Consider the following 16,122-nt stretch of genomic DNA (forward strand, 5'->3'; position numbering starts at 1 on the left):
GCCCCTTTACTGGGGAGCCGTGGTGGGAGGCCGGGTCCCCCGGGCGAATGGAGGCCGCAGGCCTCCCGGCGGAAGTTGCCGAAGATTGGCAACACCACCCGGGCGCCTTCGGCGCCATTCGTCGAGGCGTCGAACCGTCGGGGAACCCGAGCTCCCACACTGCGATTTCACTCCAATTGGCGATTAATCAACAAAACCCCGCCGGGTATCGCGCCCGGCGGGGTTTCTCGTTTTCTACCTCGGCACCTACCGCCCGTTGCTAGCTAGCTGGGCGCTAGGCGCTGCCCGAAGGGCGATCAGCCCAGCAGATGCTCGACGGCGGCGCGCTCTTCGCGCAGCTCGTCTTCGGTGGCCTTCATCTTCTGCTGAAGTCGTCCAGCGCAAGGCCCTGGACGATCTCGTACTGGCCGCCTTCGCAGGTGACCGGATAGGAGTAGATGATGCCCGGCTCGACGCCGTAGCTGCCGTCGGACGGGATCGCCATGCTGACGATCTGGCCGTTGGTGCCCAGCGCCCAGTCGCGCATATGGTCGATGGCGGACGAGGCGGCGGAAGCGGCAGAGGAGGCGCCGCGGGCCTTGATGATGGCCGCGCCGCGCTGCTGCACGTCCGGAATGAAGGTGTTCTCGTACCAGTCGCGCTCGACCAGTTCGGCGGCCGGCTTGCCGGCCACCTTGCAGTGGGCGATGTCGGGGTACTGGGTGGCGCTGTGGTTGCCCCAGATGATCATGCTCTCGACGTCGGTGACGTGCTTGCCGGCCTTCTGGGCCAGCTGGGTCAGGGCGCGGTTATGGTCCAGGCGGGTCATGGCGGTGAACTGCTTGGGATCCAGGTCCGGTGCATTGCAGGAGGCAATCAAGGCGTTGGTGTTGGCCGGGTTGCCCACCACCAGCACCTTGACGTCGCGGCTGGCGTTGTCGTTGAGCGCCTTGCCCTGCACGGAGAAGATGGCGGCGTTGGCTTCCAGCAGGTCCTTGCGCTCCATACCCGGGCCGCGCGGGCGGGCGCCCACCAGCAGCGCGAAATCGGCACCCTTGAAGGCGACGTTGGCATCGTCGGTGGCGACGATGTCCTGAACCAGCGGGAAGGCGCAGTCGTTCAGCTCCATCACCACACCCTTGAGGGCTTCCATGGCCGGGGTGATCTCGAGCAGCTGCAGGATGACCGGCTGGTCCTTGCCCAGCATGTCGCCGGAGGCGATGCGGAAGGCGAGGGAGTAGCTGATCTGACCAGCAGCGCCGGTGATGGCAATACGGACGGGCTGTTTCATGGATGCTCCTTGGTTGTCAACGCACGGGTTGTCGCCGTGAGGAGGGACCCGCCGGGCGCGCCGCCGGGCCGGATTTCAAACCGGCAAGATGGTATGCCCGCAGTGCACAAAACTCAATGCGACCTAGATCGGAGGGGCGAGGGGCGAGGAACAAGGAACAAGGGGCGAAGGGCGAGGGGTCACTACTCACAAGCGCGTAGCGCGCTCACGACTCACTCCTCACAAGCGAAGCGCAACGGTAGTATGCTGGCGCTTCATGCCCGCTGATGGACCACACCGCATGGTACGCCGCCGACGCCCTCCCCTGCCTCCGCTGCTGGCCGTCGCCGTTACCCTGGCCCTGGGGATCTGGCTGGCCTTCGGCGACCTGCAGCGCTTCCAGGAGGCGCCGCCCGAGGGCGAACCCGCCGTGGCAGAGCCGGCCACCCGGGTCGAGGTAGTCACCCGCGTGGCCGAGCCCCATGCCCCGCGGCTGGTGCTGCAGGGCCACCTGACGGCCGACCGCGAGCTGACCCTGCGCGTCCGCCAGACGGGGCGCGTCGAGGCGCTGCCGATCGCCGCGGGCAGCCGCGTCGAGGCCGGTACGGTGCTGCTCGAGCTGGCCCGGGAGGAGCTGCCGGCACGGCTCGAGCAGGCCGAGGCGGAGCTGGCCCTGGCCCGCGCCGAGCTGGCCGGCGCCGATGACCTGCGCCGCCGCGAACTGATCTCCAACACCGACCTCCTGCGCCTGCAGAGCGGCGTCTCCCGCGCCGTCGCTGAGGTGGCAACGCTGCGCCGCCAGCTGGACGACACCCGCCCCAGGGCCCCCTTCGCCGGCGTGCTCGATCGCCTCGACGCCGAGCTCGGCGACCTGGCGCAGGACGGCGAGGCCTTCGGCCGGCTGGTGGACGATACCCACCTGGTGGCCCGGGCCTGGGTGCCCCAGCGCGATGCCCAGGAGCTCGAGGTCGGCCTGCCCGCCACCTTGCGTCTGCTGGACGGCTCGCGGCTCGAGGGGGAGGTGAGCCTGGTGGGCCGGCGCGCCGAGGAGGAGGCGCGCAGCTTCGCGGTGGAGGCCCAGGTCGCCAACCCCGAGAGGCGACGCCTGGCCGGCGCCAGCGCCACCCTGGTGGTCACCCTGCCGGAGCGCCGGGTGCACCGCCTCTCCCCTGCCCTGCTGGAGCTGGACGACGAGGGCCGCCTGGCGGTGAAGCATCTGGACGACGACGACCGCGTGCTACTCACGGCGGTGACCCTGGTCGATGCCGTCCCGGAGGAGGCCAGGGTCGTGGGACTGCCCGAGCGGGTGCGACTGATCACCCTGGGGGGCGGGCTGGTGGCGCCGGGCGAGCGGGTCGAGGCGGTGGCGGCCGAGCCCGCGGCGGAGGCGCTCTGAGATGCGCGCCCTGATCGAGGCGGCCCTGGATCGCTCGCGCACCACCCTGCTGCTGCTGGCCGGGCTGCTGCTCGCCGGTCTGGCCGCCTGGCAGGCGATCCCCAAGGAGGCCAACCCCGACGTCACCATCCCCATCATCTATGTGTCGCTGGCGCTGGAGGGGGTCAGCCCCGAGGACGGCGAGCGGCTGCTGGTGCGACCCATGGAGCAGGAGCTGCGCAGCATCGAGGGGCTGCGCAAGCTGACCTCCCTGGCCGGCGAGGGACATGCCGCGGTGACGCTGGAGTTCGACGCCGGCTTCGATCCCGACCAGGCGCTCTCCGACGTGCGCGAGAAGGTCGACATCGCCCGCGCCGAGCTGCCCGCCGAGGCCGACGAGCCGCGGGTCATGGAGGTCAACGTGGGGCTCTTCCCGGTGCTCTCCATCGGCCTCTCCGGCCGGCTGGAGGAGCGCCAGCGGCTGGCCATCGCCCGACGGCTCAAGGAGGAGGTCGAGGGGATCGCCGAGGTGCTCGAGGTGGACATCGGCGGCGACCGCGAGGAGCTGCTGGAGATCGTGGTCGACCCCCTGGTGCTGGACAGCTACGGCGTCGACTTCGACAGCCTCTTCACCCTGGTGAGTCGCAACAATCGCCTGGTGGCGGCGGGCAGCCTCGACACCGGCGCCGGACGCCTGGCCCTCAAGGTGCCCGGGGTGATCGAGCGCCTCGAGGACGTGATGGGCATGCCGGTGAAGGTGGACGGCGACCGGGTGGTCACCTTCGGCGACGTGGCCTGGATCCGCCCCACCTTCAAGGACCCGGAGGGCTTCGCCCGCATCGATGGCCAGCCGGCGCTGGTGCTGGAGATCTCCAAGCGTGCCGGGGCCAACATCATCGCCACCGTCGAGCAGGTGCGCGAGCTGCTCGACGCGGCGGGCGGCCTGGTTCCCGAGGGGCTCCAGGTCACCACCATCATGGACCAGTCCCAGATGGTGGAGGAGATCCTCGAGGAGCTGCTCAACAACGTGCTCACCGCCGTGACGATGGTGCTGGTGGTGATCCTGGCCGCCATGGGGGTACGCAGCGCCCTGATGGTGGGCCTGACCATCCCTGGCGCCTTCCTCACCGGCATCCTGCTGATCTGGAGCCTGGGCTACACCCTCAACATCGTGGTGCTCTTCTCGCTGATCCTGGTGGCCGGCCTGCTGGTGGACGGCGCCATCGTGGTCAGCGAGCTGGCCGATCGGAATCTGCGCCAGGGCCAGGCGCCCCGGGAGGCCTGGGTCAACGCCGCCGCCCGCATGAGCTGGCCGGTGATCGCCTCCACCGCCACCACACTTGCGGTCTTCGTGCCGCTGCTGTTCTGGCCCGGGGTGGTGGGCGAGTTCATGAAGTACCTGCCGGCCACGGTGATCCTCTGCCTGCTCGCCTCGCTGGCCATGGCGCTGGTGTTCCTGCCCACCCTGGGCGGGGTCTTCGGGGTGCGCGCCACGCGCCCCGCTCCCCCGGAGGCCCAGGTGACGGCCGGCGGTCGGCTCTACCGCGCCCTGCTCGCCCGGCTGCTGGCCATGCCGGGGATGACCCTGCTCGTCGCCCTGCTGCTGCTGGCGCTGATCTACACCGCCTACGCCCGCTTCAACCACGGGGTGGAGTTCTTCCCCGCCGTGGAGCCCGACAGCGCCCAGGTGCTGGTGCGCGCCCGGGGCGACTTCTCCGCGGCTGAGAAGGACGCCGTGGTGCGCCGGGTGGAGGCGCGGCTTTCCGGCATGAGCGAGGTGGAGGCGCTCTACGCCCGCTCCTTCGCCAGCCCCAGCCAGCCCCTCGGCGGCGACGTGATCGGCGTGCTGCAGTTCCAGCTGATCGACTGGCAGCAGCGGCGCCCGGTGGCGGCGATCTTCGAGGAGATGCGCGAGCGCACCGCCGGCCTGCCCGGGGTGGTGCTGGAGTTCCGCGAGCAGGAGATGGGCCCCGGCGAGGGCAAACCCATCGTGCTGGAGGTGAGCGGCCACGACGATGCCGCCGCCGACCAGGCGGTGACCCGGCTGCGCGAGCTGATGGGCGAGCTGGGCGGCTTTCGCGACATCGAGGACGACCGCAGCCTGCCCGGGGTGGAGTGGCGGGTGATGGTGGACCGCGAGGCGGCGGCGCGCTTCGGCGCCGACGTGGCGACGGTAGGCAGCGCCGTGCAGCTGATCACCACCGGCCTGCAGGTGGCCAGCTACCGGCCCGCCGGGGTCAGCGACGAGGTGGACATCCGCGTGCGCCTGCCGGCGGGCTACCGCTCCCTGGACCAGCTGGGGCGGCTGAGCCTGCATACCCCCCGCGGCCAGGTGCCGATCGCCAACTTCGTGGAGGTGACGCCGGCCCCCAAGGTGGGCACCCTGCACCGCATCGACGGGCGCCGCGCCGTGACCCTGGAGGCCGACGTGGCGGAGGGCTATCGCGCCGACGAGCGGCTGCGCGCGCTGCTGGAGGCGGCGGGCGCCCCCCCGCAGGGGGTAATCGTCAACGTGGCGGGGGAGCAGCAGGAGCAGCAGGAGGCGAGCCAGTTCCTCACCACCGCCTTCCTGGTAGCCGTGGGGCTGATGGCGTTGATACTCGTGACCCAGTTCAACAGCCTCTACCAGGCGGGGCTGGTGCTCTCGGCCATCGTGCTCTCCACCGCGGGGGTGCTGCTGGGGCTGCTGGTCAACGGCCAGCCCTTCGGCATCGTCATGGTGGGGATGGGCATCATCGCCCTGGCGGGAATCGTGGTGAACAACAACATCGTGCTGATCGACACCTACAACCAGCTGCGCGGCGAGGGGCTCTCGTCCTTCGAGGCCGCGCTGGAGGCGGGCGGGCTGCGCCTGCGCCCGGTGCTGCTTACCGCGGTGACCACGGTACTGGGGCTCATGCCGATGGTGCTGGGGGTGAACGTCAACCTGTTCGCGCCGAGCCTGGGGATCGGCGCGCCCTCGACCCAGTGGTGGACCCAGCTCTCCAGCGCCATCGCCGGGGGCCTGACCTTCGCCACCGCCCTGACGCTGCTGCTGACGCCCTGCCTGCTGGTGATGGGCGGGCGCTTCGAGAAACGAACCGCCCAGTAGGAGCCCGACTTGTCGGGCGATTCGCGGCGTTGCGCGCGTTGGAGTTGGAGCGCTACCGCATCGCGCGATAAATCGCTCTCCTACAACATGAATGGCGCCACCCCACCCCGTAGGAGCCGGATTTATCCGGCGATTCGCGGCGTTGCGCGCGTTGGCTCCCTACCGCCTCGCGCGATAAATCGCCGAGATGTCGGACCAACTCCTACAGGCGGGCGGCGGCTTCGGCGCGGGCGGCATCGGGGGCGTGGGCGGCATGGACGCGGCCGATCAGCTGGTCCTCGAGGGTGAAGCGCTCGGTGAGGCCGTGGGCCAGGCGCTCGAGCCAGGCGGGCAGCCGGCCGAGGTGCTGGCGCACGCGTCCCGGGCTCTCGTACTCGGCGTCGAAGGCGAGCACCAGCTCGGTGGACATCTCCAGCCGCATCAGCAGGCTGTCGGCCAGGGCCAGGGCAGAGCCGTCCTCGAAGGCCTTGGCCTCCTCGCGCAGCTGGGGGTAGATCTCGAAGTGGCCGGCGCTGATGTAGTCCATCAAGAGCTCGCTGAAGCGATCGATCTGCGCCTTGCTCACCGCCTCCAGCTCCGCGTCGCAGGCCTCCTTGAGCTCGACGAAGTGGACCAGCAGCTCGCGGCGCTCGTCCAGCCAGCGGTCGATCAGCCGGTGCACGCCGCCCCAGCGCTCCAGGGCGCTCTTGCAGTCTTCCAGCATGGGGGCCTCCCTTCGTTTGGTGGAGCCAGCTCGGTGGGGCCAGGGGCCTCCAGCGCCTGGCTGGGGGTCTCGTCGTGGCGGGCGACCCGCTTGGGGCGGACGTCGCTGTAGTACTCGTTCTCGATCTGCAGGATATTGGCGTTGAGCTGGCGCCACTCGTCCCCGGCCTTGACGCCCTGCGCCTCGTAGGCGGGCCAGGGCGTGGAGATCGCATGACGCAGGGTGTTCACGTAGTTGGAGAGCGAGTTGAAGCAGATCTTCAGCTGCGCCTGCACCTTGTTCTGATAGCCGAGGTCGGACATGCGCAGGCTGGTGGCATAGCGCGACACCAGGGTCTCGGCGCCGTGGGCCTCGAGCGCGCTGGAGGGCTCGCGGCCGTCGAGGAAGCTGCGGTCCAGCGCCGGGGAGGCACCGAACAGGTAGAGCAGCAGCCAGCTGTGGCGGCGGAAGTTGCGGATCAGGCCGAAGTAGCGCTGGGAACGGTAGTCGCCCATCGGTGTGTCGCCGGCGCCCTCGATCTCACGCAGCAGCGCCCAGAGGTCGTCGGGCAGGGAGACGTTGTAGTGCACCCCGGCGATGGCCTGCATGATGCGCCCGTAGCGCACGTCGAGACCCTGGCGGTAGACCCGCTTCATGGTCCCCACGTTGGAGGAGCCGTAGTCCGCGATGGGCACGCTGCCGTTGCCGGCCAGGCGCGAGGGCATGCTGGCCGGCCAGATCAGCTCGTCGCCCAGGTAGCGATAGCTGAAGCGGTGCAGGTCGCCGAGGAAGGCCAGGGCATCGGCGGGTCGACCGTAGACCGGGGTGATGTACTCCAGCAGCGCCTCGGAGTAGTCGGTGGTGATATGTGGGTGGGTCAGCTTGGAGCCCAGCGCGGCGGGATGCAGCGTCTGGGCGATGCGCCCCGCGGGGTCGACGCGCAGCCCCTCCTTCTCGAGGCCGCGGCGCAGGCGGCTGAACTGCCCCTGGCGGGCGGGCCCCTCGAGGCGCGCGATAAGGGTGGCGAGTGAGTCGGACAAGGTGAACACCCCATGTCGTGGAAGCCGTCACGGGCGACGCACTTCTTCCTTGTGAGACGGGCGCCCGAGGCGCCCGGAAATGGCAGATTATGGTGCCTGTCAGGCCGGAATCAAAGTTTAGCCGGCTATTGGATTCCGGCGGCGGGCCGCGGGCAGCCAGGCTGGCTCGACGTTCATGGCCCGCCGCGCGTGGCTAGCGTTTCTGCTTGGCCTTGAGCAGCGCCTCCCCCAGGGCGCCGAGCTGCCCCCCCGCCCCGGCCTCTCGCTTGGTCGACGCCGACTGACTCGGCTTACGGGCGGGCTGGCCCCCGCCACGACGCGGCTCGCCGCCGCCGCGACCCGACCTGCCACGGCCCGGCTCGCCCCCCGCCTCGTCGGGCTGGTCATCGAGGCGCATGGAGAGCCCGATGCGCGCCCGCGGGAGGTCGACGCTCATCACCTTGACCCTGACGATATCGCCGGCCTTGACCACCGAGCGCGGGTCCTCGACGAACTTATCGGAGAGCGCCGAGATATGCACCAGGCCATCCTGGTGGACGCCGATATCCACGAAGGCGCCGAAGTGGGTGACGTTGGTCACGCTGCCCTCGAGGATCATGCCGGGCTCCAGATCCTTGAGGGTCTCCACCCCCTCGCGGAACTCGGCGGCCTTGAACTCGGGGCGCGGGTCGCGGCCTGGCTTGTCCAGCTCGGCGAGAATATCGCTGACGGTGGGCACCCCGAAGCGCTGGTCGGCGAAGTCGGCGGGCTTCACCGCCTTGAGGGTGGCGCTGTCGCCGATCAGGCTGCCGAGATCGCGCCCGCTGCGCTCGGCGATGCGCTTCACCAGGGGGTAGGCCTCCGGGTGCACGGCGCTGGCGTCCAGGGGGTTATCGCCGTTCATGATGCGCAGGAAACCGGCGCACTGCTCGAAGGTCTTGGGACCCAGGCGGCTCACCTCCAGCAGCTCCTTGCGGCTCCGAAAGGCACCCGCGGCGTTGCGCCGGGCGACGATGGCCTCGGCGAGCGCCGATGAGAGCCCCGCCACCCGGGAGAGCAGCGCGCTGGAGGCGGTGTTGAGGTCCACCCCCACGGCGTTCACGCAGTCCTCGATCACCGCCTCGAGGCTGCGCGACAGCTGCACCTGGGAGACATCGTGCTGGTACTGGCCCACGCCGATGGACTTGGGCTCGATCTTGACCAGCTCGGCCAGGGGGTCCTGCAGGCGTCGGGCGATGGAGACGGCTCCGCGGATGGTGACGTCGAGCTCGGGCAGCTCCCGGGCCGCGTACTCGGAGGCCGAGTAGACCGAGGCGCCCGCCTCGCTGACCATCACCTTGGCGAGCGAGCGCTTGCCGGCCCCGGTTCTTGAAGCAAAGGCCTTGACCAGCTCGCCGGCCAGGCGGTCGGTCTCGCGGCTGGCGGTGCCGTTGCCCACGGCGATCAGCGCCACGTCGTGCTGCTCCACCAGCCTGGCGAGCTCCGCCAGCGAGGCGTCCCAGGCGTTGCGCGGCGCATGGGGATAGATGGTGGCGTGGGCCAGGAACTGGCCGGTGGCATCCACCACCGCCACCTTGCAGCCGGTACGCAGGCCCGGATCGATGGCAAGCGTCGCCTTCTGTCCGGCCGGGGCGGCCAGCAGCAGGTCCTTGAGATTGGCGGCGAAGACTTCGATGGCGGCGAGCTCCGCGGCCTCGCGCAGCCGACCCAGCAGCTCGGTCTCGAGATGGGTGTAGAGCTTGACCCGCCAGGTCCAGCGCACCACGTCGGCCAGCCACCGGTCGGCGGCACGCCCCTCGTCGCGGATCCTGAAATGGCGGGCGATGGCCACCTGGGCCGGGTGGATCGGCGCCTCCTCTTCGCCGGGGAGGCTGATGGCCAGGGTCAGCACGCCCTCGTTGCGGCCGCGGAACATGGCCAGCGCCCGGTGCGACGGCGTCTTCGCCAGCTTCTCGTCATGCTCGAAGTAGTCGGCGAACTTGGCGCCCTCGCCTTCCTTGCCGGGAATCACCCGGGCGCTGAGCTCGCCCTCCTGCCACAGCCGCTCGCGCAGGCCGCCCACCAGCTCGGCGTCCTCGGCGAAGCGCTCCATCAGGATCTGCCTTGCCCCATCCAATGCGGCTTTCGCATCCTCGATGGCGGGAATATCGCCTTCGGCGGGACGGAGGTACTTGGCCGCCTCGGCCTCCGGCTCCAGGCAGGGGTCGGCCAGCAGGGCCTCGGCCAGCGGCTCGAGGCCCGCTTCCCGGGCGATCTGGGCCTTGGTGCGGCGCTTCTTCTTGTAGGGCAGGTAGAGGTCTTCCAGGCGCTGCTTGGTGTCGGCGGCCTGGATCAGCCCGGCGAGCTCCTCGGTCAGCTTGCCCTGCTCGTCGATCGCGGCCAGCACCGTCGCGCGGCGCTCCTCCAGCTCGCGCAGGTAGCCGAGCCGTTCGTGCAGGGTACGCAGCTGGGTGTCGTCGAGCCCGCCGGTCACCTCCTTGCGGTAGCGGGCGATGAAGGGCACGGTGGCCCCGCCGTCGAGCAGCTCCACCGTGGCCGAGACCTGCTGCGGGCGAACGGAAAGCTCCTCGGCGAGGCGCGTGATGATGCGGCTGGTGGCGTCCATGAAACCCCTTCGCTGATGCTCGAAAAACGATCGCGACAAGGTATCACAAGCACCCCGTCCGCGGCAGGCTTGATGACGGGAGCCCGCCCCCCACGACTCAGGCCGGCACGAAGGTGAGCGCCAGGCCGTTGTTGCACCAGCGCAGGCCGGTGGGCTCGGGGCCGTCACTGAACACATGGCCCTGGTGGCCGCCGCAGCGAGCGCAGTGGTACTCGAGCCGTGGCCAGATCAGGCTGAAGTCGAGCCGGCTCAGCAGGTGGCCCTCGACGTGGTCGAAGAAGCTCGGCCAGCCGGTGCCGGAGTCGTACTTCATGGCGCTCTCGAAGAGGTGCAGGTCGCAGCCGGCGCAGCGGTACTCGCCGTCGCGCCACTCCCCGTCGAGGGGGCTCGACCAGGGCGGCTCGGTGCCGTGATCGCGCAGGATCCAGTACTGCTCGGGAGTGAGGCGCTCGCGCCACTCGTCGTCGCCGAGCTCGAGACGCTCGAGACCCGGGGCGGCCTCGAGCCGGAGCCGGGGAAAGCCGAAGCTGGCAGCGGGCAGCAGGGCGATAGCCCCGGTGGCCCCCGCCAGCCCCAGGAAGTGCCGTCGTTTCATGCTTCGCCTCCATCGGCGGCCAGACAGCAGAACGGGGGAGCGGCAGTGCCGCTCCCCCGTTCAGACCATCCTGTTCGCCCAGGGTTCGAAGGCCGGGGGCTCAGGGCAAGGGGCAAAGGGCTCAGGTCAGGCTGGGACCCGCCTTGACGATGGCCTCGCTGACGCCCTCGAACTTCTTGAAGTTGTCGACGAACTTGGCGGCCAGGTCGCGCAGCTTGCGATCGTAGGCGGCCTGGTCTTCCCAGGTCTCACGGGGGTCGAGCAGGCGGGAATCGACGCCCGGCACGGCCACCGGCACGTCCAGGTTGAGGCCATCAATGTGCCGGGTCTCGACCTCGCGCAGCACGCCGGACTGAATGGCATGGATGATGGCGCGGGTGGTGGGGATGGAGAAGCGCGCGCCGCCCTCGCCATAGGCACCCCCGGTCCAGCCGGTGTTGACCAGGTAGACCTGGGCGTCCTTGGCCTCGACGCGCTTGATCAGCAGGTCTGCGTACTCGCGGGCCGGGCGCGGGAAGAAGGGCGCGCCGAAGCAGGTGGAGAAGGTGGTGGCCAGGCCCTCGGAGGAGCCCATCTCGGTGGAGCCCACCTTGGCGGTGTAGCCGGAGAGGAAGTGGTAGGCCGCGGCCTCCTCGGAGAGCACCGAGACCGGCGGCAGCACCCCGGACATGTCGCAGGTCAGGAAGACGATGGCGCTGGGCTCCCCGGCGCGGTTCTCCGGCACGCGCTTCTCGACGTGCTCCAGCGGGTAGGCGGCCCGGGAGTTCTGGGTCAGGCTGTCGTCGGCGTAGTCGGGATCGCGACGGTCGTTCAGGACCACGTTCTCCAGCACGGCACCGAACTTGATGGCGTTCCAGATCACCGGCTCGTTCTTCTCGGAGAGGTCGATGCACTTGGCGTAGCAGCCGCCCTCGATGTTGAAGACGGTGCCCGGCCCCCAGCCGTGCTCGTCATCGCCGATCAGGTAGCGGCCCGGGTCGGCGGAGAGGGTGGTCTTGCCGGTGCCGGAGAGACCGAAGAAGAGGCAGGTCTCGCCGTCCTCGCCCACGTTGGCGGAGCAGTGCATCGGCAGCACGTCGGCCTCGGGCAGCAGGAAGTTCTGCACCGAGAACATGGCTTTCTTCATCTCGCCGGCGTAGCGCATGCCGGCGATCAGGACCTTCTTCTGGGCGAAGCTGATGATCACGGTGCCGTCGGAATTGGTGCCGTCGCGGGCGGGGTCACACTCGAAGCCGGCGGCGTTGAGGATGGTCCACTCCTCCTTGGTGGAGGGGTTGTAGGCCTCCGGGCGCACGAACATGGTGCGGCCAAACAGGTTCTGCCAGGCGGTCTCGGTCTGCACGCGCACCGGCAGGTAGTGGGTCGGGTCGCTGCCCACGTGGAGCTCCGACACATAGTGCTCGCGGCCCAGCAGGTAGTCCTCGACGCGGCCCCAGAGGGCATCGAACTTCTCGGCGTCGAAGGGACGGTTCACGCTGCCCCAGTCGATCTTCGCGCTGGTGGAGGGCTCATCGACGATGAAGCGATCCGTGGGGGAACGCCCGGTGCGCACACCGGTATTCACCACCAGGGCGCCGTTGGCGGCCAGGCGGCCCTCGCCGGTGGCCACTGCCCGCTCGATGAGTTCGGCGCTGCTGAGGTTGACGTGGGCTTTGGAAGCTTGGGGTGTGGTCATGTCGGTTCCTGGGCCTTGCGGCCGATTCTCTCTCGTGTGCCGTGCGCCGGTGACGACGCAGCAGGTAGCTGCCATCGATCGCCGCTGCGGATGCCCCGTCTTGTGGCGAGGCGATCGAGCCGAAAAAACGGCGCCATTATGGCAAAATCTCCCGCCGCGGGGAACGTCGTTTTTGGCCGAAGATCATGTAGTTTTTCTACAACATGGAGACCGTTCACGGCACGAAATGGTGCAGCGCAACAATTCAGACGACCGTTTCAGCGCCGCCTGTCAGTGCAGCACCGGGGGCGTGGCGTCACCGCCGGCCAGCAGCGCTTCCACGTCGGCCGCGCTGAAGTGATAGCGGGTATGACAGAAATGGCACTGGGTATCGATGCTGCCGTGCTCGGCCAGCACCTGGCGCAGCTCGGCCTCGCCCAGGGTGACCAGCGAGCCGGCGATGCGCTCCCGGGAGCAGGTGCAGCCGAAGCGCAGCGCCTTGGGGTCGAAGACCCGCACCGTCTCCTCGTGATAGAGGCGGTGCAGCAGCTGCTGGGGTTCGAGCCCCAGCAGCTCCTCGCCCTTCACGGTGTCGGCCAGGAGCAGGGTGCGCTCCCAGGCGTCGCGATCCTGGTTCTGCGACTCGTCGGGCATGCGCTGCAGCAGCAGGCCGCCGGCGCGCCGACCATCGGCGGCCAGCCGAGCAGCGCGAGGAAGCCGGTGTCGTCGGTGGGGGGCTCGGCGCCCTCGGCCAGCCGCGCGATGGCGCGCAGCTCGCCGCCGGGGTTGGACTCGGCCATCAGCAGGGCCAGGGCGCCGTTGCCGCGCACCTCGATGCTCAGGGTGCCGTCGAGCTTGACGGTATCGGTGAGCAGCGCCACGGCGGCGAGCAGCTCGCCGAGCAGGCGGTTGACCACCGGCGGGTAGTCGTGGCGGTCGAGCACCTGAGCATAGGCCTGCTCCAGGGCGACGAGCTCGCCGCGCACGTTGGTGTCGTCGAAGAGGAAACGCTGGATCTGGTCGGTCATAGGGTCCCTGTGAGGAGTGAGGAGTGAAGAGTGAGGAGTGAAGCGTAGGGCGCGGGGCGTGAAGCGCCGGCCTGCAAGGCTACTCCTCCCCGGCCTCCTTGAAGCGTCGGATATCCCGGCGCTGCTTCTTGTCGGGGCGCCTCAAGGGGTGCTGCATGGCCTGGTTGGTGAGGCGCCGCGCCTCGGTCTCGCGCTCGCGGCGGGCCGCGCTCTGCTCGGTCTCCCGATAGAGCGCACGCGCCTCGGGAGCGCCGCGACGCTGGTCGGAGAGTGCCAGCACCTCCACCTCCCAGAGGTCCCAGCCCTGGGGCACGCGAATGATGGCGCCGACCTCCACCGCCTTGCTGGTCTTGGCGCGGGCGCCGTTGTAGTGGACCTTGCCGCCCTCGATGGCCTTCTTGGCCAGGCCCCGGGTCTTGAAGAAGCGTGCCGCCCAGAGCCACTTGTCGAGCCTGACGCTATCCATGGGCGCCCTCTCCTTTCTCCTGCCCGGCCGCCGGCCGCTGGCCCGGGGGCAGGTTGTCGGGCAGGATCGCCGCGAAGCGGTCGAGGGCGATGAACTCCTCGAGCTCCTTCTCCGGTCGGGTGCTGTCGGGCTGCTTGATGCCGAGCAGGTGGCGAATGCCGAATTCCCGGGCGCTCTCCAGCACCCTGGGGTTGTCGTCGATGAACAGGGTGCGGGCCGGATCGAAGGGCTCCACTTCCTGCAGTTCGAACCAGAACGCCTGGGCCTCCTTGGGCACGCCGAGGTCCGCCGAGGAGACGATGGCGTCCAGGTACTCCTCCAGGCCGGTGAGCGGCAGCTTCAGCTCGAGGCTCGCCCGGTCGGCGTTGGTGGCCAGCACCACCCGGGGATGGGCCTGCTTGAGCCACTTGAGGAAGTCGAGGGCGTCGCTGCGCAGGCCTATCAGGTGCTGGATCTCGCGCTTCAGGGCGACGATATCGAGGTCAAGCTCGCGGCTCCAGTAGGCCAGACTGTACCAGTTGAGGGTGCCCTGCTCGTGCAGCACCTTCGAGCGCACCACCTCCTGGGTGGCCTCGTCGAGCTGATGCAGCTCCACGTAGCGCCGCGGCAGGTGCTCCAGCCAGAAGTGGCTGTCGAAGTGCAGGTCGAGCAGGGTGCCGTCCATGTCGAGCAGGACGGTATCGATGGCGCGCCAGTCGATCATCGCGACTCCCGGGGTTGTGGCAAGAGGTTGTGGCAAGGGGTGGTGGCTGGCAAGGGGTGGTATTGTATCAGGCGCCCTCCCCACCCAGAAACGGAGCCCCCATGTCCGAGTCCCGCTGGCCCCAGAAGCCCCGTATCCTCGCCCGCCAGTCGGTGGTCAGGAGCCGCCTGTTCCACGTCGAGTCTCTGGAGCTGCGCTTCTCCAACGGCGAGGAGCGCACCTTCGAGCGCCTGACCGGCAGCGACCAGGGAGCGGTGATGATCGTGGCCATGCCCGACCCGGAGCACGTGCTGCTGATCCGCGAGTACGCGGCCGGCTTCGAGGAGTACGTGCTGACCCTGCCCAAGGGGCTGGTGGACCCGGGCGAGGACATCGTCACCGCCGCCAACCGCGAGCTGATGGAGGAGTGCGGCTTCGGGGCACGCAGCATCGAGCCGCTGGTGGAGCTGTCGCTGGCCCCCAACTACATGCGCCACCGCATGCAGGTGCTGCTGGCCACCGACCTCTACCCGCGGCGCCTGCCCGGGGACGAGCCGGAGCCGCTGATCGTCGAGACCCATGCCATCGAGGAGCTGCCGGCGCTGCTCGCCCGCGAGGATTTCCACGAGGCGCGGGCCATCGCCGCGCTGTTCATCGCTCGGGAGCGGCTGCGCGCCGAACCCGCCCGCACGCCGCTCTGGTAGCGCTCAGCGCCCGGGGGCATGCAGGCGGCGCTTCAGGCCACCCTCCCGGAAGCGCAGCCAGCGCCCCTGGCGATAGCTGTCCAGGCCGGTCTCGAGCAGGGTCATCACCTCCATGGCCTCGTCGAGGGTCACCGGCGGGGGCGTCCCGTGCAGCAGGGTCTCGGCGATGCCCGAATAGTAGGCGGGCCAGTCGCCCGGCAGGCTCGGATGCTCCCGTGCGAAGACCCCGCTGGCCTCGTCCTCGGCCAGCGTCAGCCGCCCCGGGGCCGCGCCGTCGCCGAGCCCCTCCCCCACCGGCTGGCCGGCCTTGAGTCGCGCCTCCTGGGGGTCCAGGCCGAAGGTCACGTAGCTGCCGTGAGTGCCGTGCACCCGGAAACGTGGCGTGGGCTCAGCCACCAGCGAACTCGCCTGCAGGGTCACCCGCAGGCCGTCGTACTCCAGCAGGCAGAGGAACTCGTCGTCCACCTCGGCGCCGTCGCGCACCGTGGCCAGCTCCAGCAGGATCGCCCTGGGCATCCCGAACAGGGCGCGCACCTGGTCGAGCAGGTGGGGCCCCAGGTCGAACCAGATGCCACCCCCCGGGCGATGATGCTCGCGCCAGCGGTCGGTCACCGTGGGTCGAAAGCGATCGAAGCGCGACTCCAGCGCCACCACCCGCCCCAGGGTGCCGGCTTCCAGCAGCGCCTTCAGGGTCAGGAAGTCGCTGTCCCAGCGGCGATTGTGAAAGACGCTGACCAGCCGTTCGGCCCCTTCCGCCTGGGCCCGGAGCAGGCGCCCCTCGGAGAGGGTCACGGTGAACGGCTTGTCCACCACCAGGTGCTTGCCCGCGGCCAGCGCCGCCTTGGCCAGGGGGTAGTGGGTATCGTTGGGGGTGGCGATCACCACCAGGTCGATTTCGGGCCGCGCGAGCAGCGCCGGCGCCCTGGACAGCACCTCGACCGCGGGCAGGTCGGCCTGCACCCGGCCGGTCTG

General features: G+C 69.9%; 10 protein-coding genes and 3 pseudogenes. 3 read left to right on the plus strand and 10 right to left on the minus strand.

From position 1 onward, the window contains the following. Nucleotides 1-296: 296 nt before the first annotated feature. A pseudogene (locus J5F18_RS16015) lies at nt 297-1,270 on the minus strand (malate dehydrogenase). Nucleotides 1,271-1,550: 280 nt separating this feature from the next. On the opposite strand from J5F18_RS16015, the gene J5F18_RS16020 reads away from it, so the two are divergent. After that, on the plus strand, nt 1,551-2,645 hold the full coding sequence (locus J5F18_RS16020; RefSeq protein WP_346299550.1) for an efflux RND transporter periplasmic adaptor subunit: 1,095 nt from the start codon (nt 1,551-1,553) through the stop codon (nt 2,643-2,645). Between the two features lies 1 nt (nt 2,646). Then, nucleotides 2,647-5,715 carry an efflux RND transporter permease subunit gene (locus J5F18_RS16025; RefSeq protein WP_346299551.1) on the plus strand — a complete coding sequence of 1,023 codons (3,069 nt, stop codon included), beginning with the start codon at nt 2,647-2,649 and terminating at the stop codon, nt 5,713-5,715. Between the two features lie 202 nt (nt 5,716-5,917). Here J5F18_RS16025 and rsd read toward each other — a convergent pair whose 3' ends face one another. The 8 genes and pseudogenes from rsd to yrfG form a co-directional block, all read right to left on the minus strand. Then, nucleotides 5,918-6,418, minus strand: a complete 501-nt coding sequence (gene rsd, locus J5F18_RS16030) for a sigma D regulator (protein WP_346299552.1) — start codon at nt 6,416-6,418, stop codon at nt 5,918-5,920. Nucleotides 6,419-6,456: 38 nt separating this feature from the next. Then, a pseudogene (gshA, locus tag J5F18_RS16035) lies at nt 6,457-7,437 on the minus strand (glutamate--cysteine ligase); the annotation flags it as partial. A 193-nt stretch (nt 7,438-7,630) separates the two neighbouring features. After that, a complete protein-coding gene (locus J5F18_RS16040) occupies nt 7,631-10,021 on the minus strand; it encodes a Tex family protein (protein WP_346299553.1) in 2,391 nt (796 codons plus the stop codon). A gap of 97 nt (nt 10,022-10,118) precedes the next feature. Then, entirely contained in the window at nt 10,119-10,616 is a 498-nt protein-coding gene (gene msrB / locus J5F18_RS16045) for a peptide-methionine (R)-S-oxide reductase MsrB (RefSeq protein WP_346299554.1), read from the minus strand. 121 nt (nt 10,617-10,737) lie between these two features. Beyond that, nucleotides 10,738-12,291, minus strand: coding sequence for a phosphoenolpyruvate carboxykinase (locus tag J5F18_RS16050; RefSeq protein ID WP_346299555.1), 1,554 nt, complete (start codon nt 12,289-12,291; stop codon nt 10,738-10,740). 270 nt (nt 12,292-12,561) lie between these two features. Continuing rightward, nucleotides 12,562-13,298: pseudogene (locus J5F18_RS16055) on the minus strand (Hsp33 family molecular chaperone HslO). A 79-nt stretch (nt 13,299-13,377) separates the two neighbouring features. Continuing rightward, nucleotides 13,378-13,764: a ribosome-associated heat shock protein Hsp15 gene (hslR, locus tag J5F18_RS16060; RefSeq protein ID WP_346299556.1), complete on the minus strand. Its 387-nt coding sequence runs from the start codon at nt 13,762-13,764 to the stop codon at nt 13,378-13,380. Then, the gene (yrfG, locus tag J5F18_RS16065; RefSeq protein WP_346299557.1) at nt 13,757-14,467 is read right to left on the minus strand and encodes a GMP/IMP nucleotidase; all 711 of its coding nucleotides are present in this window, start codon (nt 14,465-14,467) and stop codon (nt 13,757-13,759) included. The genes hslR and yrfG overlap by 8 nt, the downstream gene beginning before the upstream one ends. A 101-nt stretch (nt 14,468-14,568) precedes the next feature. Here yrfG and nudE point away from each other — a divergent pair, with 101 nt between their 5' ends. Further along, on the plus strand, nt 14,569-15,150 hold the full coding sequence (gene nudE / locus J5F18_RS16070) for an ADP compounds hydrolase NudE (RefSeq protein ID WP_346299558.1): 582 nt from the start codon (nt 14,569-14,571) through the stop codon (nt 15,148-15,150). Nucleotides 15,151-15,153: 3 nt separating this feature from the next. Here the strand turns inward: nudE and J5F18_RS16075 are convergent. Continuing rightward, the coding region (locus J5F18_RS16075) for an oxidoreductase (protein ID WP_346299559.1) at nt 15,154-16,122 on the minus strand (969 nt) is incomplete at its 5' end.

The organism is Halomonas sp. BM-2019 (assembly GCF_017584085.1).